Genomic DNA, 19,051 nt, shown 5'->3' with positions numbered 1-19,051 from the left:
GTAATTTTAGACTAACTACAACCGAACATACCTTCTATAAAAAGAGAAATAACCGATTAAATGCAAGGTCAAAAGATTTTGAACGAGTATTTTGTCTAATAGTCTAAAACAAGTTTAAAAACTTTGTCCGTCATAAAATTAGCTTTATTTTTAAAATAAATAATAGGAATACTACAAATTTATATACTGCAAACCCATTATTAATTAATTTCCATAAATAAAAAACCACGCCAATTGGCGTGGTTTTTTGCCTTCATTTTAATCTGTTTACTAAGAAACAGCTTTTAGCTTCTTCAAAGTTGTTTTTGTCAATTTATCTTCAGCGTAAGCCTTATTTACGTTTAATTTTTTCTCGTCACTACTAGGCATTTCAAACATGGCATCTGTTAGAATCTCCTCGCATAATGAACGTAAACCTCTAGCTCCTAGTTTATATTCAATGGCCTTATTAACAATAAAACCAAGTGCACCATCAGTAATAGAGAAATCGATTTCATCCATTTCAAACAGCTTTTTATACTGTTTTATAATGGCGTTTTTCGGCTCTGTAAGTATGGCTCTTAAAGTTTCTGCATCCAAAGGATTCATATGTGTCAATACTGGTAAACGTCCAATAATTTCTGGAATCAAACCAAAGTCCTTTAAATCTTTGGGTATAATATATTGTAACAAATTTTCATGGTCTACGATATCATCAGACATAGAGGCACTGTAGCCAACGGCTTGCATATTCAATCGTTTCGAAATCACACGGTCAATCCCATCAAAAGCACCACCAGCTATAAACAGTATGTTTTCGGTATTAACCTCAATAAATTTTTGGTCTGGGTGTTTACGCCCACCTTTTGGCGGCACATTAACAACGGTACCTTCTAATAGTTTTAATAAAGCCTGTTGAACACCTTCACCAGAAACGTCTCTGGTAATCGATGGGTTATCACTTTTTCTGGCTATTTTGTCAATTTCATCAATAAACACAATACCCTTCTCTGCTTTTTCCAAATTATAATCGGCCGCCTGCAGCAAACGCGTTAAAATACTCTCTACATCTTCACCAACGTAACCAGCCTCTGTTAATACCGTGGCATCAACAATGGCCAATGGCACATTTAACATTTTAGCAATGGTTTTTGCCATTAAGGTTTTACCTGTACCTGTTTGCCCAACCATTATAATATTACTTTTTTGAATATCGATATCGTCTTGGGTATTTGGTTGCAATAATCTTTTATAATGATTGTATACGGCAACAGACATTACTTTCTTAGTAGTATCTTGACCAATAATGTACTCGTCTAGGAAAGACTTAATCTGTAGTGGTTTACGAAGCTTTAATTCTGCTGATAAATCGTCGCTATCATTTTGTTTAGATTCTTCCAATACAATACCATGTGCCTGCTCAATACACCTATCACATATATGAGCATCTAAGCCTGCTATTAATAAATTTGTTTCTGGTTTTTTACGACCACAAAACGAACATTCTAGTTCTTCTTTTGCCATTAATCTATTCTATTTTTTTCGGGAAAAACTTACTAAATCCCTCATTACATGAGTATTAAAATTACAAATTTTAATTTAATTGCGTGCCAAAATCTCGTCGATCATGCCATATTCTTTAGCTTTATCGGCTTTCATCCAATAATCTCTATCACTATCCTCGTAAACTTTGTCGTAATCTTGCCCAGAGTGCTTACTTATTATTTTGTAGAGTTCTTCTTTTAAAGTTATGATTTCTCTCGCGGTAATTTCAATATCACTCGCCTGACCCTGTGCACCACCTAATGGTTGGTGAATCATAACGCGAGAATGTGTCAAACCGCTTCGCTTACCTTTTTGTCCAGCACACAATAACACAGCCCCCATTGAAGCTGCCATCCCTGTACATATGGTTGCTACATCTGGTTTTATAAACTGCATGGTATCATAAATTCCCAAACCTGCATAAACGCTTCCTCCTGGTGAATTGATATAAATCTGGATGTCTTTAGAAGCATCAGTACTTTCTAAAAAAAGTAACTGGGCTTGAATAATGTTAGCTACTTGATCGTTAATACCAGTACCCATAAATATGATCCTGTCCATCATTAAACGCGAAAATACATCCATCGCTACGGCGTTCATTTGGCGCTCTTCAATAATGTTTGGCGTTAAGTTGGTGGGGTACATACTACTTAAAATCTTGTTGTAATATGTACTGCTGATACCTTGGTCTTTTATCGCGAATTTTTCAAATTCTTTACCGTAATCCATAGTTTAAATTATAATTTATTTGATTAACCCATTGATTAACATCTATATGAGCTAACTCCTTTTGTTATTGATGGTTTGTTTTGAATAAAAAGGCGCTTAAACCTTACTGGTTTAAGCGCCTAAATATAAGCATTTATTATTTACTTATTTATCTCCATAAACCTCTTTAACAAAGTTTTCATAGCTTAATTCCTTTACTTTGAGATTTGCTTTTTCTTTGTAAAGCGATAATAGTTTTTGACTAATTAATTGCTCTGAAATTCGGCGTGCCTCATCTTGGTTTGACAATACACGAGCAGCGATATCATCCAACTCTTTATCTGAAGGATTCATTTGACCGAATTGCGCCATTTGCCCCTTAATCATTTCTCTAGCGTGATTTTTAATATCATCCATAGTCACTTGGACATTGTGCTCTTCAATCAACTTACCTTCAATCAACTGGTAACGCAAGCTTTTTTCAGACTTCTCGTATTCCTCTCTAGCCTGATCAGTATCCAATTCTTTTTCGCCTGAAGTTTGCAACCACTTGGTTAAAAATTCAGCTGGCAAATCAAATTTGGTGTTTTCCACTAAATGCTCAGTTACATCATTTAGCAATTTTTGATCGGCTTGCTGAACAAATTGCTTTTCAGCATCTTCTTTTATTTTAGCCTTAAGTTCTGTTACCGAAGTTACGGCACCTTCTCCAAACAACTTATCGAACAATTCTTGATCTAAATCAGCCAATTCACGCTCGTTGATTTCAGTGATTTCAAAAGTGACTTCAATATCAAGACCGTGAACATCGTCATGACCTAATTTAAGAGCATGCATCAATTCGTGCTCATCATCATAAAGTCCTTTGGTCTTTAAAGTGATAACATCGCCAACTTTGGCTCCTATGAATTGCTTTTCGGTAGATTTTCCTTTGAATTTATCTAAAGTTAATGTTACCGTGTTTTCAATTTCCTTTTCTTCATTTTTGAAGGTTCCGGTAATTTCACTGTCTTTTTCAACCGTGTCTTGAGACACTAACTTCCCGTATTGTTTTTGGATACGCTCAATTTGTTCGTTAATCATTTTATCATCAGCAACAATATTGTATTGTGTAATGGCTTTTTTACTTTTTAAATCAACATCAAATTCTGGAGCTAACCCTAATTCAAATTCAAAAGAAAACTTTTCAGAATCCCAATCGATTTCATCTTGGGTTTTTGGAAGCGGTTGCCCTAAAACATCTAACTTTTCTTCAGTTAAATATTTGTTTAAAGCATCTTGCAATAACTTATTAACCTCATCAACCAAAACGGCTTTCCCGTATTGTTTTTTAACCATGCCCATTGGCACATGTCCTTTTCTAAAACCAGGAATGTTTGCTGTTTTTCTGTAATCTGATAAGATTTTTTCAACCTTATCGCTGTAGTCTTCTTTAGCGATATCTACTTTTACAACAGCATTTAATGCATCAACGTTTTCTCTTGTAATATTCATTTTAAAATGATCTAAAGCCTTGCTCGGCAATTAACAATATGGGTTTAGCTTAAACCCAAAAAATTATTTAACTAAAATTGGGTGGCAAAAGTACAATATTTTTACCACCCAACAAAGTTTTTAAATGCTTGATTAATAGGCTATTTTTTATCTTCTTTAAAGAGCGAATGCAGTATAGATTGCAGTATGGAAAGTAAGATACTAAAGAGTATCGCCGTCCATATACTGCTTACCGAAAACCCGTCAATTAATTTATCGGCCAAAAGTACCATTAAGGCATTTATAATTAACAAAAACAAGCCCAATGTAACAATAGTGATGGGCAGAGTTAAAATAACCAAAATGGGTTTTACCAACAGGTTTAGAACTGCTAGTACCAGAGCCACAATAATGGCCGTAACATAACCGTCAACACTTACACCAGATAAGCCATAGGCTAGAATAAATACGGCAGCGGCATTTAACAGAAGTCTTAAAATGAGGTTCATAAATTGAATATATTTTTATGAAATATACAAAATTTATCAAGATACAAACCGCTCCACAGCCTCAAAAAAGTCATTTGGGTTTTCGGCATGCAACCAATGCCCAGAGTTGGCGATGGTTACGATTTCAGAATTTGGAAAATGTCTTTTAATAATATTTTCATCGTCTATACCAATATATTCCGAGCGGTCTCCACGGAGAAAAAGTGTGTCTTTATCAAAAGTAGCATGCGCAGGTAAGGGGTCACCAATTTCGGCAACTTCGTTTTTCAAGACTTCTAAATTAATGCGAAGTGCTAGCTTGCCTTTTTCAACCCAATACAGGTTTTTTAAAAGGAATTGCCTTGTCCCCATATCAGATACATATTCGCTCAATACCTTATCGGCTTGGCCTCGACTTTTTATCTCATCAAAATTTAATTCGCTCAATCCATTTAAAATAGCATCGTGGTGCACCGGGTAAAAACGCGGTGAAATATCGGCAACCATTAATTTTGAAACCAATTCGGGATAAAGAGCTGAAAACAACATAGCCGTTTTACCTCCCATGGAATGCCCCAGCAAAATAATATCTTCCAGGTTGTTTACCTCGCAGTAATTCTTTAAATCTTCAGCCAAAAGCTCATAGCTAAAATCGTCGCTTTGGAAACTGCGCCCATGGTTTCGCTGATCTACCAAGTGCACCTCGAATCCCAACTCGCTAAACTGTCCGCCCAAGGTTTTCCAGTTATCGCTCATTCCTAAAAAACCATGTAGTATTACAAATGGTTTTCCTTCGCCTATTATATTTGAATGTAATATCATTTTACTCACTTAACCCCTCCAATGGAGGGAACTGTTACGTTTTTCCTTTTAGCTATACGCGTTTCACATACGCTTTCCTTAAAGCACTAACACATGAGCGTTTCCTTCCTTTTGGGAAGGATTAAGGATGGCCTCTTTATTTCAATTTACCCAAATACATCTGGATAACATTCTCGATACCCAAATACAAACTTTCTGCTATCAAAGCATGGCCTATAGACACTTCCAATAAATTAGGAATATGGTCTTTAAAAAAATTAATGTTATCCAATGACAAATCATGACCGGCATTAATACCTAAATCCAGTTCATTGGCCAATTGGGCGCTTTCAGAATAAGGCTTAACAGCATCAGGATTTCCCAAACCATACTGATGAGCAAAACCTTCTGTATATAATTCAATTCTATCCGTCCCGGTTTCTTTGGCGCCTTCAATTTGCTTTAAAACGGGATCAACGAAAATAGAAGTTCGGATACCGTTTTGCTGAAACTCCTTAATCACATCAACCAAAAAATCCTTATTCTTTAAAGTGTCCCAACCGGCATTGCTCGTTATAGCATCTTCAGCATCTGGCACCAACGTAACCTGCGTAGGCCTCACCTCTAAAACCAAATTCATAAACGATTTTATAGGGTTGCCTTCAATATTATACTCGGTATATACTTCAGATTTTAAATCGCGAGCATCTTGATAACGAATATGCCGCTCATCTGGTCTAGGGTGAATAGTAACCCCTTCGGCTCCAAAACGCTGCACGTCTTTAGCAAACTGAACCACATTTGGCACATCGCCACCCCTTGAATTCCGCAACGTAGCTATCTTGTTAATATTAACACTTAACTTGGTCATAAATCGGTTTTATTCAACAAAAATACAAAGTAGAAGACGCTTACATAGTATTTTTTTGATTAATTTGCATCATAATTAAAAAGATACCATGCGACTTTCGGAATACATAATAAATGATGTCAAACCCTTAAACATTAGCAGTAATGCTAGTGAGCTACAGCTCCTTTTTAATCAACTTACATTTTCTCACATTCCAGTTAAGGATGATAACAACAATTATTTAGGGTGTTTTTCTGAAACCGACGCCCATTGTTTTGACAGTGGCACACCGCTAAAGGAATATTTGTACGCCATTGAAGATTTTTTTGTGCGTGACACAACACTTTGGCTAGATGTATTAGAAGAGTTTGCCGTAAACTCCAATAACATCATGCCAGTTTTGGACGCCAATAACCGTTATTTAGGTTATTACGAATTGAACGATGTAATAAGCCTGTTTGGCGAATCGCCTTTTTTCTCTGAAGCTGGTGGCATATTAGTGATTGAAAAAGGCATCAACGATTATTCATTTAGTGAAATAAGCCAAATTGTAGAATCTAACGGCGGCCGGCTTTTAGGAGCATTTATCTCAAAAATGAACACCGACCTGATTCAAGTAACGCTAAAAATTAAGAACACTGGTTTTAACGAAATTATTCAAACTTTTAGAAGATACAGTTATAACATTATTTCGGGGCACGAAGACGACGGCTATATCGAAACCCTTAAAGAACGATCTAATTATTTAAAAAGATACCTAAGCATATGATGAAGGTTGCCATTTTTGGACGATTTTACAATAAAACAACATCGGCATCAGTCGAAACACTTTTTCAATATTTGCTTAAAAAAGATATTGACGCCTATATTGAAAGCCATTTTTTTGAAATAATAAGCGATAATTCGCCCAACATTAAAGATTTCAACACCTTTAAAACATTCGACACACTAGATAATTCTTTCGATTTACTGGTTAGTATGGGTGGCGATGGCACCATCTTAAGAGCCATTACTTTTGTTAAAGATATGAACATTCCCATTATTGGTGTAAATACTGGACGGCTTGGTTTTTTAGCCACCATTCAAGTTAACATGATCGAACGCGCCATGCAAAGCATTATTGATGGCAAATACAAAATTTCGGAACGCAGTTTACTTTCGGTGGAAACATCTCCCGAAAACTCTGATATCAAATCCCTAAATTTTGCATTGAACGAAATTGCGGTTAGCAGAAAAAACACTACTTCTATGATTACTGTTGAAACCTATTTGGATGGTGAATACCTCACATCTTATTGGAGCGACGGACTTATTGTTTCAACACCTACAGGTTCTACAGGCTATTCATTAAGTTGTGGAGGTCCCGTAATAACGCCCAGCACTAACAGTTTTGCCCTCACCCCTATTGCTCCGCACAACCTTAGCGCCCGCCCTTTAATTATTCCAGACTCCACCGAAATAGAACTTAGGGTAGATGGTCGCGAAGAACAGCATTTAGTATCATTAGATTCCAGAATTGCCACCCTAAACAATGGCACTTTAATCAAAATCAAAAAAGCCGATTTTAAAATTAAAATGATTGACCTTTTCGACGAAAGCTTTTTAGACACGCTTAGAAAAAAACTGCTTTGGGGCGAAGACAAACGCAACTAAAAACAATAATTCAAAAGAAATTCTGTTTTAAAACCAGACTATTTTGTTCAGATTATTTTGGACACATCTTATTTATTATATTTGCAAACTTTTGAATTTTTATGAGGCATTTAAGCATATTGATAATTAGTATTTTAAGTATTCAAATAAGCCATTCCCAAATTTTTGAAATCGGTGGTTTTTTCGGTGGCAGCAATTTGATTGGTGATGTAGGAGCAACAAATTACATAAACCCCAATGCCCCCACACTGGGCTTGATGTTTAAATGGAATAAAAGCAAAAGACATTCTTGGAGAGCATCTTTAATTTTCTCAGATTTGAAGGCAGATGACTCGAAATCAGATGACGCGAGAAGAATTCAAAGAGGATATAGTTTTGACTCAAATTTGGTGGAACTATCAGCAGGTATGGAATTTACTTTCATAGATTTTAACTTGCATTCTGGTGAAAAGTTAGGAACCCCCTATCTCTACTCTGGCATTAGTGTGGCGCACCACGACAACTATTATTATCTTAATGGCGTTCAAACTTCTGAAAACACGTCGAGTTGGGCCTATGGTATTCCAATGGCTTTAGGCTTCAAAACTAATATTTTGCGCAATTTTATTTTAGCAATTGAAGTTGGCGCACGTTATACATTTTCAGATGAGATTGATGGCAGCCTACCAGATGACCAATGGAGAGAGCAATACCGTTTTGGCAATATAAACAACAACGATTGGTATGTGTTTTCTGGTGTTACCCTTACTTATACCTTTGGAGAAAACCCATGCTATTGTTTAGAATAAAATGGATTTAAAAAGCAAAATACACGAAAAACGATTACCCAAGCACATTGCGATTATTATGGATGGCAACGGCCGATGGGCTAGGCAACAGGGTATGGCTCGTGCTTTTGGCCATGAAAACGGTACAAAGTCGGTTAGAGAAACCGTTGAGGCGTGTGCAGAACTTGGCGTAGAAAACCTAACACTTTATGCCTTTTCTACAGAAAACTGGAAACGCCCAAGACTTGAAGTACAAACCCTTATGAAACTTTTAGTGTCTTCATTAAAAAAGGAAATCAAAACACTTCAAGACAATGACATAAAGCTAAGTGCCATTGGTTCGCTAAACACATTACCAAAAAAAGTCCACAAAGAACTTTTTGAAGTCATTAAAAGTACTGAAAACAACACAAGAATGACTTTAACGCTGGCTTTAAGCTATGGTTCTAGGGAAGAATTAATAAACACGGTAAAAGAAATTAGCAATAAAGTTAAAAATAATATAATTTCGCCCGATAATATTGATGAATCAATTATAAATGAGCATCTTTACACGCAAAATTTACCAGACGTAGATTTGCTTATTAGAACTAGCGGAGAGCAACGTATAAGTAACTTTTTGCTATGGCAAATAGCTTATGCAGAATTATTTTTTACAAATGTATTGTGGCCTGATTTTAAAAAGCAACATTTGTATGAAGCTATTATTGAATATCAAAAAAGAGAACGAAGATTTGGGAAAACAAGCGAACAACTTACTTAAGTTACCTGCAATAACAGTTTTAAAGTACTTTTTTACAATAACATTTTTTGCGGGATGCTTTGCAGTTCAGGCACAAGATGTTAATTACGTTAAAGGCAAAAAATACACATTAGAAGATATTTCGGTTTTAGGCAATACCTCGTTTGGCGAACAAACCATTATAACCTATTCGGGACTTAGAAAAGGTACTGAAATTACCATTCCGGGCGAAGATATTGCCAACGCCATAAAAAAACTATGGAACTCCAAGCTTTTTAGCGATATTGAAGTTTATGTCACTAAAATAGAAGGTGATAAAGCTTTTTTACAAATTCAACTTTTAGATTTACCTCAGCTTAACGAACTCAAAATTAATGGTGTTAAAAAAGGGAAAATTGAAGGTATTATTACAGAAAACAAACTTAAAAAAGGCGTAAAGGTTACCGAAAACCTTATCACGACTACCAAAAACCACTTAGTTAAAAAGTACAAAAAAGATGGTTTCTACAACACCAAAGTTCATATAAATACTATTGAAGTTACAGACGATTCCCTTAAAACAGCTAGGGTAAATATGGTGCTGAACATTGATAAAGGCGAAAAAGTAAAAATAAAAGATATTGTTTTTGGTGGCAACGACGTTTTGAGCGACAAAAGGCTTAGAAAAGCCATGAAGAGTACCAAAAAAATCAATCGCTTACGTATTTTAAAGCGTTCAAAGTTTATTGATTCTGCTTATCAAGCCGATTTGGGGCACCTAGTAGATGCCTATAAAGAAAACGGTTATCGTGATGCCCGAGTGCTTTCAGACAGTTTAGTGGTTAACAACGATAAAACCATATCACTTTATATTGATGTAAACGAAGGCGAACAATACACTTTTGGGGACATTAAATTTATTGGTAATACGGTTTACTCAAATGAATTCCTAAGTCGTTTACTCCGCATTAGAAAAGGAGACACCTACAACGGTGTTTTACTACAAAAAAGAATTGCAGACCAATCAAAACCAGATGCTTTCGATATTACTAACCAATACCAAAATAATGGATATTTGTTTTCCAGTATCAACCCAGTTGAAGTAAGTGCCGATAACAATGTTATTGATCTGGAAATACGCATTTCTGAAGGAAAACCAGCCTACTTCAACAGTGTTTCGGTAGTAGGAAACGATAAAACGAACGACCACGTTATTTACCGTGAACTGCGCACACGACCAGGGCAACTTTACAGCAAAGCCAATGTAGTGCGTACGGTAAGGGAGCTGGGGCAATTGGGCTTTTTTGATGCTCAAGAAATATCGCCCAATTTTAATAATCCAAATCCAGCAGAAGGTACTATAGACATGGAATACTCTGTAAAAGAAACGGGTTCTAGCCAAATCGAATTGCAAGGTGGTTACGGTGGCGGTGGCTTTATTGGCACTTTAGGTTTATCGTTCAATAACTTTTCAATAAAAAATATATTAAAAAAAGAAGCCTATAAACCTATCCCCATGGGCGACGGGCAAAAATTGGCATTGCGTTTGCAGGCCAGTCGTTTTTATCAAACCTATAGTTTTTCATTCTCCGAACCTTGGTTAGGTGGCAAACGTCCGGTTCAGTTTTCAACATCTATATCGCATACCAAGCAGTTTTTATATAACTTTCAAACCAGAAACGCCGATAAAAGTAGAAGTTTCAACATTACAGGTATCACCTTTGGATTGGCAAAGCGTTTAACGGTCCCAGATGATTTCTTTACGCTTTCGCAGGCCATTAGTTATCAACGTTACGATCTAAACAATTACAACACTGGTTTATTCACTTTTGGTAACGGTTACTCAAACAACTTGTCTTATACTGCTGGTCTAAGCAGAAACAACACCAGTGTAGACCCTATTTTCCCAACGGGCGGATCTAAATTTTCGGTAACTGCAAAAATGTCTTTTCCTTACTCACTTTTTAACGGTGTGGATTACGAAGCCCTTTCAGAAGAATACGATGAGGCCTTAGAAAAAAGAGCGAACGCAGAAAGCACCGCAGATTTAGATTTCATTGAAGCCAACGACAAAATAACGGAAATTGACCAAGAACGCTACAAGTGGTTAGAATTCTATAAAGTCAATTTTAAAGGTGAGTGGTATACAGAACTAACCAAAAACCTGGTTTTAAGACCCCTTATAGAGTTTGGCTTTTTAGGTGCTTACAATCAAGATAGAGGTGTTATTCCTTTTGAGCGCTTTTTTGTTGGTGGCGACGGGTTGGGCACTTACAGTTTAGACGGTAGGGAAGCTATACAGCTTCGTGGTTATCCTAATCAGTCCTTATCAAACCAAGATGGTGGCACCATATACAATAAATATTCATTGGAGTTACGCTACCCCATAACCCTTAAAGCATCCGCAAAAATTTATGCCTTAGCTTTTTTAGAAGGTGGTGGTTCGTACAACAGTTTTAGAGATTTCAACCCGTTTAACATTAACCGTTCGGCAGGTTTAGGTCTTCGTATTTTCATGCCGGCGTTTGGTTTATTAGGTATCGATTTTGGTCACGGATTCGACCCAATACCAGGCGAAACAGGGAAACATGGTTGGGAAACTCACTTTATTATTGGACAACAATTTTAAGTATAAAATTTATTTTGGCACGATATTTTCTATTAACACTTTGATGATTTGCATGAGAATAAAATTTTTAAGATTAAAATTCGTTAATTTTGAAAACCTAATTCAAAAGCGCAGCAAAAATCATTTGTCGTTTTTAGAATTTGTAATCCATAAATTATAAAAAATTAAACCGATGCAAAACAACGTTCTTTTTTTACTGTCATTAGTTTTTATGCTAAGTTTTTCTTCTTTACACGCACAACGGGGAGTTAGAATTGCTTACATAGACACAGAATATATTTTAGAGAATGTTCCAGAATATCAAGAAGCCTCGCAGCAATTAAATGCGAAAGCACAAAAATGGAAAAACGAAATTCAAGAAAAATTGGCCACTGTTGAGCAAAAGCGTACCGCTCTTAACAACGAAAAAGCCCTTTTGACTACCGAGTTGATTGAAGAACGTAAAGAGGATATTGATTTTGAGGAAATTGAAATATTAGATTATCAGCAAAAACGTTTTGGACCAAATGGCGATTTGTTCATACAGAAAAAACAATTGATGCAGCCCATTCAGGATCAGATTTTTGCCGCCGTTCAAGATTTGGCAGAAGGCAGAAAGTATGATTTTATTTTTGATAAATCTTCAGACGCTACCATGCTGTTTTCTGCGAAACAGTTTGATTTAAGCGAGCAGGTTTTAAGAAGCATTACCAGAACTTCAAAACGTAAACAGGCGCAAAACAGGGCAGAACGAAAAGCTGCTGAACAAGAGGATTTAATTCCTGAGGTGAACGAAGAATTAGATGCTCGAGAAAAAGCTTTAGAAGAAAAGAAAGAAGCAAGAGCTGATGCGGTTGAAAAACGCCGACAAGAAATTCTGGCAGCGCGAGAAGCCAAGAAAAAAGAAGCTGATGAACGACGTCAAAAGATATTGGAAGAAAGAGAAAAAGCGAGACAAGCCAAGTTGGATGCCAGAAAGCAAACAACATCTTCATCCACAAAATCGGAAGAAAGCGTTAGCGATGAAAAAACCAATGAAGAGAACAAAACCGAAGATGGGACCAAGACAGAAAGTGAATCAAAAACACAAGCTGAGCTAATAGAAGAGAACAGACAAAAAAAATTAGCTGAAAGAGAGGCCAGACAAAAAGAATTGGAGGAAAAAAAACAAAGAATTTTAGAAGAACGCCAAAAACGAAGAGACAGCATTTTAAACGCTAGAAAAAATTAAACATAAAATAAATTTATAACACACTTAATACTATTTAAAAATGAAACAATTAAAAACTTTATTATTAGCAACTGCTCTATGTCTTGTAACAGTTAGTTTTGCCCAAGCACAAAAAGTTGCTCATATAAACACCCAAGAATTAATCGCAGCTATGCCTGCAGCTAAGTCGGCCCAGGCTGAAATTGAAGCTCTTGGAAAAACTTATCAAACGGATATTGAAGCGTCCATTACCGAGTACCAAAACACGGTAAAACAATACGAAGCTGAAGCTGCAACTAAAACTGATGAAGAAAACCAGAAAAGAGGTTTAGAGCTTCAAGAAAAACAACAACGTATCCAACAGTTTAGAGCCGATGCGCAAAAAGATTTAGCAAAAAAAGAAGCTGAGCTATTCAAACCAATACAGGAGGATGCTATGAAAGCGATTAACGAGGTAGCAAAAGAGCAAGGTTACCAGTATGTTTTAGATAGAGCTACCCTAATTGTTGCTGACGGAAAAGATATTTTAGAAGATGTTAAAAAGAAATTGGGCATCTAATAGAAAGTCTTGAATAAAAAAATGAAAAGCTGCCCTTTAAAAGGGCAGCTTTTTTACTTTTGTTAAACTATGAACAAACAACCTATCGGCATTTTTGATTCAGGTGTTGGGGGCACATCCATTTGGAAAGAAATCCATGCACTGTTGCCAAACGAAGACACCATTTATTTAGCCGATAGCATTAATGCCCCATACGGCCCAAAAGGCAAAAAGGTTATTACCGACTTCTGCATAAAAAATACCGAACTTTTACTGAATAAAGGTTGCAAACTAATAGTAGTGGCTTGCAATACCGCTACTACAAACGCTATTGATTTATTAAGAGACCTTTACGATGTCCCGTTCATAGGTATTGAGCCAGCTATTAAACCAGCAGCCTTACGAACAATAACAAGCGCAGTAGGCATTTTGGCTACTGAAGGCACTTTAAGCAGTGAATTGTTTCATAGAACCTCCAATTTATTTACCAAAAACATTCAAGTTGTAGAGCAGATTGGCGATGGCATTGTAGAGCTTATTGAAAGCGGTAAACTTCATTCAGAAGAAATGAAATCGCTCTTAAAAATCTATTTAAATCCCATGATTGCTGCCAATATCGATTATTTGGTTTTGGGCTGCACCCACTACCCTTATTTAATACCTATTTTAGTAGAACTTTTACCAAATCATGTGAAAATTATAGACTCTGGTGAAGCAGTTGCTAGGCAGACTAAAGCGGTTTTAGAAAAACAAGATTTACTGAACACCCAAGAATCAATAGTAAAATTGCAATTTTTTACTAACGGAAATCCCAATATCATGGAATCTTTATTGCCAAATAAACTTCAAATTGAATACCTGAGATTCTAAAAAACCAAAACCATTATTAAGCAAAAAAACCAGTAAAAATTTACTGGTTTTTTTGTCGGGATGACAGGATTTGAACCTGCGACCACACGGCCCCCAGCCGTGTACGCTAACCGGACTGCGCCACATCCCGCTTTCATAGGAGGGCAAAGAAAACAATTTTTAAAATCATTTGAAAATTTATATTTACAAAAGATTGAACCAACCTTTATTTTAACGTTTTTAGCTTCTCATTTCATATAAAAAAACAATTTTCATACTCAATGAAAATTGTTTCTTCTTGTTTAGCGTGCTAAACTTTAATGGTTTGTATAATTTCTTTATTCAACGGCATCTTCAACTTCGTCTGCTGCATCTTCGACTTCATCTGCTGCATCCTCTATACCGTCTCCTACCTCTTCAACGGCATCTTCTACCTTATTTTCTTTTTCTTCTCTACAACTAGTTAACAAAGCTGAAAACGTAAAAAGCACTATAAATATTTTTCCTATTATTCTCATAATGTTCATTTTTTTGGTTTGTAAATTTATTTCTTAACTAATCCTTTTAGCAATGAAAGTACAAATAGCACTAAGAATACAAAGAATAAAATCTTTGCTATTCCTGCTGAGGCCCCTGCTATTCCACCGAAACCTAAGATTCCTGCTATTATTGCAATGACTACAAATATTATTGTCCAACGTAACATAGTTATTATTTTAAAAATTAATTTGCTTGCCTCTCAAACAACTAAAAACAAGATAGTTAACAAATTTACCACACCTTAACTGTAATGGTTCTTATATTAACCCATACAAAGGCGTATAGCTTTTAAACCCATGCTAATACAATTCTTCAAAGGTTTTTATTGTTGAGAGACCTCTTTGTATTTTATTTTTCTGAGAGTTTAAAATGCTTTTAGTACGCAAAGGTAGTTGGGCTTTACGGATTAACCGAGTGTATTCATCTAAAGCTGCCCTTTCTCCATTTATAACTTCTTCTAAAATCAATTCCTCTTGGCTGTATAAAGCAATGGCATCAAAGTTAACCCAAGTTGGCTGCTTCGTATCTCTGCTACTATCGGTTTGATTTTTATTGAGGTTTTCGTTTAGCGCCTGTAATTCTGTTTCAAGCTCTTGCTCGAAATTGTTCCGTTCTTGAGCCTTTAATTTAAAATAAGATTTTAAAGAGGTATTTGATATTTGTTTGGCTGCTTTCCGAAACGCCTCTCCTGTATTTGAAGTTTTTTTTATTAAGCTTGTTAAGATGTATTCAATATCATTTTTCATAGCAATTAGTTTAAAAATACTTAGTACGCCATTTGGAAAGAAAAAGAGTTACATCGCCAGTGCTTTGTAAAAACTAAACATTGGTTTTCATATAGTCAATGTAATGTTTTGCAAGATTTTGCTTTTGAGTCTCAGAAAACACTTTACCTGCTAGCTGAAAAAAAGTATGTTCTTCGTCATCCAAATGATGTTCAACTTTATCCTTTAAATCTTTTGCTATTTTCAACCAGGCCGAACTATCATAATCAGTTTCTTCTAACTGCTCAATTAATTCATCAATTTCATGATGCTCTGCAATACCATGTCTGGCCTTTTCCTGCATCATTTCATTGCTTATTAGTGGTTTATAAAAATGCCTTTCTTCTGCATTAGCATGAACCTCCAATTCATTTTTTATAGCTTTAAAAATCTTATCTCTGTTTTTCGAGTCTCCCGTCGTATTTATTAACTTTTTCAGCAACTCTCTTTGAGTATCGTGGTCTTTTCTTATGGCTTCAAAAATATTCATCAATTTTAGTGTTAACTAAATCAAAGCTATTATTTAATTAGCTGATTGCTTAGTTCAAACCAATTAAGAATTAACTCAAATGGGTTTTTACAAATCAAATTATGGTTTTATGTAAAAAATAATATTACCTTTAGTTTCTTATGACAGGTAGTGTATATCTTTGCTTTGTTGTGGGTTTTTCTCAGTTAAAGGATATATTTACTTTTAGTTTTTTTACTGAATAAAATGAGTCCATTTTTCAAAAACGCAAATGGATATCTACAAAGAGAATAATTCGTTTTATGTTAAATAAATTCTCGATTATTCACCAAAGGCTATAAAAAAAGCATGATAGAAATTGAAATAATTGCAGACAATACTAAAGACGTTCTTCAAAGAATCCAAAAATTTATTGGTGGGATTATTGAAGAAAAATGGAACGAATGTACTTTAGTCGTTGATAATGATAAAGCTTGTGGCAGTATTCGGTTTATTCCATTTGATTGGGGCATTAATTTATTAGATTATAATATAAGGTTTAGCGATGATATTAATTTAGAAATATATGCATCCAAATTCAATCCTATTAGGTTTATCTATCCGCTTAGTGGAAGTTTTATCCATCAATTTGAAATTGATAGTGATGGTGAGGAAATTGAACAATTTCAATCTTTGATATTTACAAATAAGACGGGTGGCAAAAACTACTTGAAATTGCCAAAAGATGTCGATTTGAAAATTAATGTCATAGAAATTACAAGAAGGCATTTTTTAAAGAAACGTACCACCAATATATCAACATTAAATAAAAAGCTATACGAGGTTTTTGTTGATACCGATCATGAAAACCGTTTTAGGCACTTTGGGATTTTAAATTTAAAAATGGCCGATCAAGTAAAAAAGCTCTGGAAAATAAAATCGAAGGGTATGCTAAGAATTTTAAAAATAGAAGCGATACTTTATGAAATTTTAACCATGCACATCCAGCAGCATAATAAATTAGACCAAGGTATTCCATTGCCAACCTCTTTAATAAAAAGTGAACTTGTCGTTATAAGAAAGCTTGCAAACGGTATTATAAAAAACCCATCAAAAGATTACTCTTTAGGTTATTTAGCAACTGAATCTGGCCTATCTCAAGCAAAACTTCAAGACGGCTTTAAATTTTTATTTAAAAGAACCGTAACCGAGTATATTAGACACGTAAGACTGGAAGTTGCTAGAGATTTAATTACCACTACTGACCTCAATATCTCTCAAATTGTTTACACTATAGGTTTTACAAGCCGAAGTTATTTTTCGAAAATTTTCAAGGAAAAATATGGAATAACACCTAACGAATTTAAAAAGCAGCATGTGGTTGCAGTTGCTGTATAAATTACAATTTTAAGTCCCAATTGACTATTGAAACAAAAAGTCCGAAGCATTCGCTTCGGACTTTCAATATTTTATAACCTGTTATTTTTAGTTATATGTAGATGTCGACACCTCAAAACTAGAATCTTTGGCTGCCAAATAACGCTCTGCATCAAGTGCCGCCATACACCCAGTACCGGCTGCGGTAACTGCCTGACGGTAAACATGGTCGGCTGCATCACCAGAAACAAAAACCCCTTCAATATTGGTTTTTGAAGTTCCTGGTTTATTAATGATGTAACCAGTTTCGTCTAAATCCAAATAATCTTTAAAAATATCGGTATTAGGTTTATGCCCAATCGCCACAAAAAATCCGGTTGCGGGAATTTCATGTTTTTCATCGGTTTTGTTATTGAAAACACGAACACCAGTAACAACTTGCCCATCACCTAAAACCTCATCGGTTTCTGTGTTGAATAAAATTTCGATGTTCTCGGTATTTTTAACGCGCGATTCCATTATTTTTGATGCTCTAAACTCATCACGTCTAACCAACATAGTAACTTTTTTACAAAGTTTCGATAAGTAGTGCGCTTCTTCACAGGCCGAATCTCCTGCACCAACAATAACCACTTCCTGATTTCTGTAGAAAAACCCATCACAAACGGCACATGCCGAAACACCACCACCTAGTTTCAAGTACTTTTGCTCAGAATCCAATCCCAAGTATTTTGCTGAAGCTCCCGTTGAGATAATTATGGTATCGGCATGAATTTCCTTTAAACCATTAACCCAAACTTTATGGACTTCTCCTGAAAAATCAACTTTAGTTACCCATCCGTCACGCACATCCGTTTCAAAACGTTGTGCTTGGGTCTGCAGTTGCATCATCATTTCTGGTCCTGTAACACCATCGGGGTACCCCGGAAAATTCTCTACTTCGTTCGTAGTTGTTAATTGTCCTCCGGGCTGTGTACCTTGATACAGCACGGGGCTCATATTAGCTCTTGCCGCATAAATTGCTGCAGTATAACCCGCAGGTCCAGAACCAATAATTAAGCATTTTATTCTTTCAATATCTTCAGACATAATCATTTCATTTTAGAACAACAAAAGTAGAATTTTTGATGAAAACCTTACATAGAAGTTATTAACACTTTACTATAGCCCCATATTTAAAATTTATAGAGCATAATTATGTTATTTTTTTTTGTAAATTTAAGTACCACTAACAAAACAATTTCGTCATGAGAAAAAATTTATCTTTAATTCTGATTATGCTGCTTACCGTTATAAGCTGTAAAAACAACAATGAAACTGCTATGCCTGAAACTGATGAACAAGCAAATGAAACCCCGTCAATAGAGGGCGCTTGGGAATTAGTGAGTTTTTTAAATTATAGTGGAGATGGCACCGTGGATACCATACAAACATCAAATACATTTAAACAGATGAAAATGTTTTCCGAAACCAAAATTATGTGGAGCCGCCTGCGCACGGGCGACTCGTTAGACTGGTTTGGTGTGGGCGACTATACTTTTGAAGATGGTATTTTAACTGAAAATCTAGAATACGGCTCAAAAGCTATGAGAAGGCGCATAAAGGCAAATAAGATATTTGATTTTGAAATTGTTATAGATGAAACCTCTTTTACCCAAATTGAAAAAGACAGTTTAGGCCACCCCATTTACGCCGAAACTTACCATCGAGTACAATAAAAGACCAAACATAT

At 35.5% G+C, this 19,051-nt stretch carries 21 protein-coding genes and 1 tRNA gene; 10 read left to right on the top strand and 12 right to left on the bottom strand.

What is annotated here, in order from left to right:
- Nucleotides 1–270: 270 nt before the first annotated feature.
- The 6 genes from clpX to ACIEHO_RS07450 form a co-directional block, all read right to left on the bottom strand.
- Nucleotides 271–1,503: an ATP-dependent Clp protease ATP-binding subunit ClpX gene (gene clpX, locus ACIEHO_RS07475; RefSeq protein ID WP_406970240.1), complete on the bottom strand. Its 1,233-nt coding sequence runs from the start codon at nucleotides 1,501–1,503 to the stop codon at nucleotides 271–273.
- Between the two features lie 75 nt (nucleotides 1,504–1,578).
- Nucleotides 1,579–2,253 carry an ATP-dependent Clp endopeptidase proteolytic subunit ClpP gene (gene clpP, locus ACIEHO_RS07470; protein ID WP_406970238.1) on the bottom strand — a complete coding sequence of 225 codons (675 nt, stop codon included), beginning with the start codon at nucleotides 2,251–2,253 and terminating at the stop codon, nucleotides 1,579–1,581.
- Nucleotides 2,254–2,397: 144 nt separating this feature from the next.
- Nucleotides 2,398–3,726 (bottom strand): trigger factor, encoded by a 1,329-nt coding sequence (tig, locus tag ACIEHO_RS07465; protein ID WP_406970236.1) that lies wholly within the window; start codon nucleotides 3,724–3,726, stop codon nucleotides 2,398–2,400.
- 140 nt (nucleotides 3,727–3,866) lie between these two features.
- Nucleotides 3,867–4,214: a phage holin family protein gene (locus ACIEHO_RS07460; RefSeq protein ID WP_406970234.1), complete on the bottom strand. Its 348-nt coding sequence runs from the start codon at nucleotides 4,212–4,214 to the stop codon at nucleotides 3,867–3,869.
- 36 nt (nucleotides 4,215–4,250) lie between these two features.
- Nucleotides 4,251–5,015: an alpha/beta fold hydrolase gene (locus ACIEHO_RS07455; RefSeq protein ID WP_406970232.1), complete on the bottom strand. Its 765-nt coding sequence runs from the start codon at nucleotides 5,013–5,015 to the stop codon at nucleotides 4,251–4,253.
- A 136-nt stretch (nucleotides 5,016–5,151) separates the two neighbouring features.
- The gene (locus ACIEHO_RS07450) at nucleotides 5,152–5,865 is read right to left on the bottom strand and encodes a pyridoxine 5'-phosphate synthase (protein ID WP_406970230.1); all 714 of its coding nucleotides are present in this window, start codon (nucleotides 5,863–5,865) and stop codon (nucleotides 5,152–5,154) included.
- 88 nt (nucleotides 5,866–5,953) lie between these two features.
- Here ACIEHO_RS07450 and ACIEHO_RS07445 point away from each other — a divergent pair, with 88 nt between their 5' ends.
- From ACIEHO_RS07445 to murI, 8 genes are all read left to right on the top strand, one after another.
- Nucleotides 5,954–6,613 (top strand): CBS domain-containing protein, encoded by a 660-nt coding sequence (locus ACIEHO_RS07445; protein ID WP_406970228.1) that lies wholly within the window; start codon nucleotides 5,954–5,956, stop codon nucleotides 6,611–6,613.
- Nucleotides 6,613–7,497, top strand: a complete 885-nt coding sequence (locus ACIEHO_RS07440; protein ID WP_406970544.1) for an NAD kinase — start codon at nucleotides 6,613–6,615, stop codon at nucleotides 7,495–7,497. Before ACIEHO_RS07445 ends, ACIEHO_RS07440 begins: the two co-directional genes overlap by 1 nt.
- 101 nt (nucleotides 7,498–7,598) lie before the next feature.
- Nucleotides 7,599–8,285: a type IX secretion system protein PorG gene (porG, locus tag ACIEHO_RS07435; protein ID WP_406970226.1), complete on the top strand. Its 687-nt coding sequence runs from the start codon at nucleotides 7,599–7,601 to the stop codon at nucleotides 8,283–8,285.
- A gap of 1 nt (nucleotide 8,286) precedes the next feature.
- Nucleotides 8,287–9,027: an isoprenyl transferase gene (locus tag ACIEHO_RS07430; protein ID WP_406970224.1), complete on the top strand. Its 741-nt coding sequence runs from the start codon at nucleotides 8,287–8,289 to the stop codon at nucleotides 9,025–9,027.
- Nucleotides 8,960–11,614: a BamA/OMP85 family outer membrane protein gene (locus tag ACIEHO_RS07425; RefSeq protein WP_406970222.1), complete on the top strand. Its 2,655-nt coding sequence runs from the start codon at nucleotides 8,960–8,962 to the stop codon at nucleotides 11,612–11,614. Before ACIEHO_RS07430 ends, ACIEHO_RS07425 begins: the two co-directional genes overlap by 68 nt.
- Before the next feature lie 172 nt (nucleotides 11,615–11,786).
- Nucleotides 11,787–12,824: an OmpH family outer membrane protein gene (locus tag ACIEHO_RS07420; protein ID WP_406970220.1), complete on the top strand. Its 1,038-nt coding sequence runs from the start codon at nucleotides 11,787–11,789 to the stop codon at nucleotides 12,822–12,824.
- A 40-nt stretch (nucleotides 12,825–12,864) separates the two neighbouring features.
- On the top strand, nucleotides 12,865–13,362 hold the full coding sequence (locus tag ACIEHO_RS07415; RefSeq protein WP_406970218.1) for an OmpH family outer membrane protein: 498 nt from the start codon (nucleotides 12,865–12,867) through the stop codon (nucleotides 13,360–13,362).
- A gap of 69 nt (nucleotides 13,363–13,431) precedes the next feature.
- Nucleotides 13,432–14,211: a glutamate racemase gene (gene murI / locus ACIEHO_RS07410; protein ID WP_406970216.1), complete on the top strand. Its 780-nt coding sequence runs from the start codon at nucleotides 13,432–13,434 to the stop codon at nucleotides 14,209–14,211.
- Between the two features lie 55 nt (nucleotides 14,212–14,266).
- Here murI and ACIEHO_RS07405 read toward each other — a convergent pair.
- The 5 genes from ACIEHO_RS07405 to ACIEHO_RS07385 form a co-directional block, all read right to left on the bottom strand.
- Nucleotides 14,267–14,341: transfer RNA gene (locus tag ACIEHO_RS07405), tRNA-Pro, on the bottom strand.
- 187 nt (nucleotides 14,342–14,528) lie between these two features.
- Nucleotides 14,529–14,708 (bottom strand): hypothetical protein, encoded by a 180-nt coding sequence (locus ACIEHO_RS07400; protein WP_406970214.1) that lies wholly within the window; start codon nucleotides 14,706–14,708, stop codon nucleotides 14,529–14,531.
- 26 nt (nucleotides 14,709–14,734) lie between these two features.
- Entirely contained in the window at nucleotides 14,735–14,896 is a 162-nt protein-coding gene (locus tag ACIEHO_RS07395) for a DUF1328 family protein (RefSeq protein WP_406970212.1), read from the bottom strand.
- A 133-nt stretch (nucleotides 14,897–15,029) separates the two neighbouring features.
- A complete protein-coding gene (locus ACIEHO_RS07390) occupies nucleotides 15,030–15,476 on the bottom strand; it encodes a DUF2383 domain-containing protein (protein WP_406970210.1) in 447 nt (148 codons plus the stop codon).
- A 73-nt stretch (nucleotides 15,477–15,549) separates the two neighbouring features.
- Nucleotides 15,550–15,984, bottom strand: a complete 435-nt coding sequence (locus ACIEHO_RS07385) for a hemerythrin domain-containing protein (protein ID WP_406970208.1) — start codon at nucleotides 15,982–15,984, stop codon at nucleotides 15,550–15,552.
- Between the two features lie 327 nt (nucleotides 15,985–16,311).
- Here ACIEHO_RS07385 and ACIEHO_RS07380 point away from each other — a divergent pair, with 327 nt between their 5' ends.
- The gene (locus ACIEHO_RS07380; protein ID WP_406970206.1) at nucleotides 16,312–17,340 is read left to right on the top strand and encodes a helix-turn-helix domain-containing protein; all 1,029 of its coding nucleotides are present in this window, start codon (nucleotides 16,312–16,314) and stop codon (nucleotides 17,338–17,340) included.
- Between the two features lie 87 nt (nucleotides 17,341–17,427).
- On the opposite strand, the gene trxB is transcribed toward ACIEHO_RS07380, so the two are convergent.
- Nucleotides 17,428–18,408 carry a thioredoxin-disulfide reductase gene (gene trxB, locus ACIEHO_RS07375; RefSeq protein WP_406970204.1) on the bottom strand — a complete coding sequence of 327 codons (981 nt, stop codon included), beginning with the start codon at nucleotides 18,406–18,408 and terminating at the stop codon, nucleotides 17,428–17,430.
- A 158-nt stretch (nucleotides 18,409–18,566) separates the two neighbouring features.
- Here trxB and ACIEHO_RS07370 point away from each other — a divergent pair, with 158 nt between their 5' ends.
- A complete protein-coding gene (locus ACIEHO_RS07370) occupies nucleotides 18,567–19,037 on the top strand; it encodes a hypothetical protein (protein WP_406970202.1) in 471 nt (156 codons plus the stop codon).
- Nucleotides 19,038–19,051 lie beyond the last annotated feature (14 nt).

Origin of the sequence: Flavisericum labens, assembly GCF_045446075.1 — a bacterium.
GTDB classification, from domain to species: Bacteria; Bacteroidota; Bacteroidia; order Flavobacteriales; family Flavobacteriaceae; genus Flavisericum; species Flavisericum labens.
Note: the sequence above shows the minus strand (reverse complement) of the source record. Positions and strands in the feature narration are given on the sequence as shown.

Coding starts and splice junctions, on each gene's coding strand:
- clpX (WP_406970240.1), bottom strand. CDS start 1,503: ATGGCAAAAGAAGAACTAGAATGTTCGTTTTGTGGTCGTAAAAAACCA.
- clpP (WP_406970238.1), bottom strand. CDS start 2,253: ATGGATTACGGTAAAGAATTTGAAAAATTCGCGATAAAAGACCAAGGT.
- tig (WP_406970236.1), bottom strand. CDS start 3,726: ATGAATATTACAAGAGAAAACGTTGATGCATTAAATGCTGTTGTAAAA.
- ACIEHO_RS07460 (WP_406970234.1), bottom strand. CDS start 4,214: ATGAACCTCATTTTAAGACTTCTGTTAAATGCCGCTGCCGTATTTATT.
- ACIEHO_RS07455 (WP_406970232.1), bottom strand. CDS start 5,015: ATGATATTACATTCAAATATAATAGGCGAAGGAAAACCATTTGTAATA.
- ACIEHO_RS07450 (WP_406970230.1), bottom strand. CDS start 5,865: ATGACCAAGTTAAGTGTTAATATTAACAAGATAGCTACGTTGCGGAAT.
- ACIEHO_RS07445 (WP_406970228.1), top strand. CDS start 5,954: ATGCGACTTTCGGAATACATAATAAATGATGTCAAACCCTTAAACATT.
- ACIEHO_RS07440 (WP_406970544.1), top strand. CDS start 6,613: ATGAAGGTTGCCATTTTTGGACGATTTTACAATAAAACAACATCGGCA.
- porG (WP_406970226.1), top strand. CDS start 7,599: ATGAGGCATTTAAGCATATTGATAATTAGTATTTTAAGTATTCAAATA.
- ACIEHO_RS07430 (WP_406970224.1), top strand. CDS start 8,287: ATGGATTTAAAAAGCAAAATACACGAAAAACGATTACCCAAGCACATT.
- ACIEHO_RS07425 (WP_406970222.1), top strand. CDS start 8,960: ATGAAGCTATTATTGAATATCAAAAAAGAGAACGAAGATTTGGGAAAA.
- ACIEHO_RS07420 (WP_406970220.1), top strand. CDS start 11,787: ATGCAAAACAACGTTCTTTTTTTACTGTCATTAGTTTTTATGCTAAGT.
- ACIEHO_RS07415 (WP_406970218.1), top strand. CDS start 12,865: ATGAAACAATTAAAAACTTTATTATTAGCAACTGCTCTATGTCTTGTA.
- murI (WP_406970216.1), top strand. CDS start 13,432: ATGAACAAACAACCTATCGGCATTTTTGATTCAGGTGTTGGGGGCACA.
- ACIEHO_RS07400 (WP_406970214.1), bottom strand. CDS start 14,708: ATGAGAATAATAGGAAAAATATTTATAGTGCTTTTTACGTTTTCAGCT.
- ACIEHO_RS07395 (WP_406970212.1), bottom strand. CDS start 14,896: ATGTTACGTTGGACAATAATATTTGTAGTCATTGCAATAATAGCAGGA.
- ACIEHO_RS07390 (WP_406970210.1), bottom strand. CDS start 15,476: ATGAAAAATGATATTGAATACATCTTAACAAGCTTAATAAAAAAAACT.
- ACIEHO_RS07385 (WP_406970208.1), bottom strand. CDS start 15,984: ATGAATATTTTTGAAGCCATAAGAAAAGACCACGATACTCAAAGAGAG.
- ACIEHO_RS07380 (WP_406970206.1), top strand. CDS start 16,312: ATGATAGAAATTGAAATAATTGCAGACAATACTAAAGACGTTCTTCAA.
- trxB (WP_406970204.1), bottom strand. CDS start 18,408: ATGTCTGAAGATATTGAAAGAATAAAATGCTTAATTATTGGTTCTGGA.
- ACIEHO_RS07370 (WP_406970202.1), top strand. CDS start 18,567: ATGAGAAAAAATTTATCTTTAATTCTGATTATGCTGCTTACCGTTATA.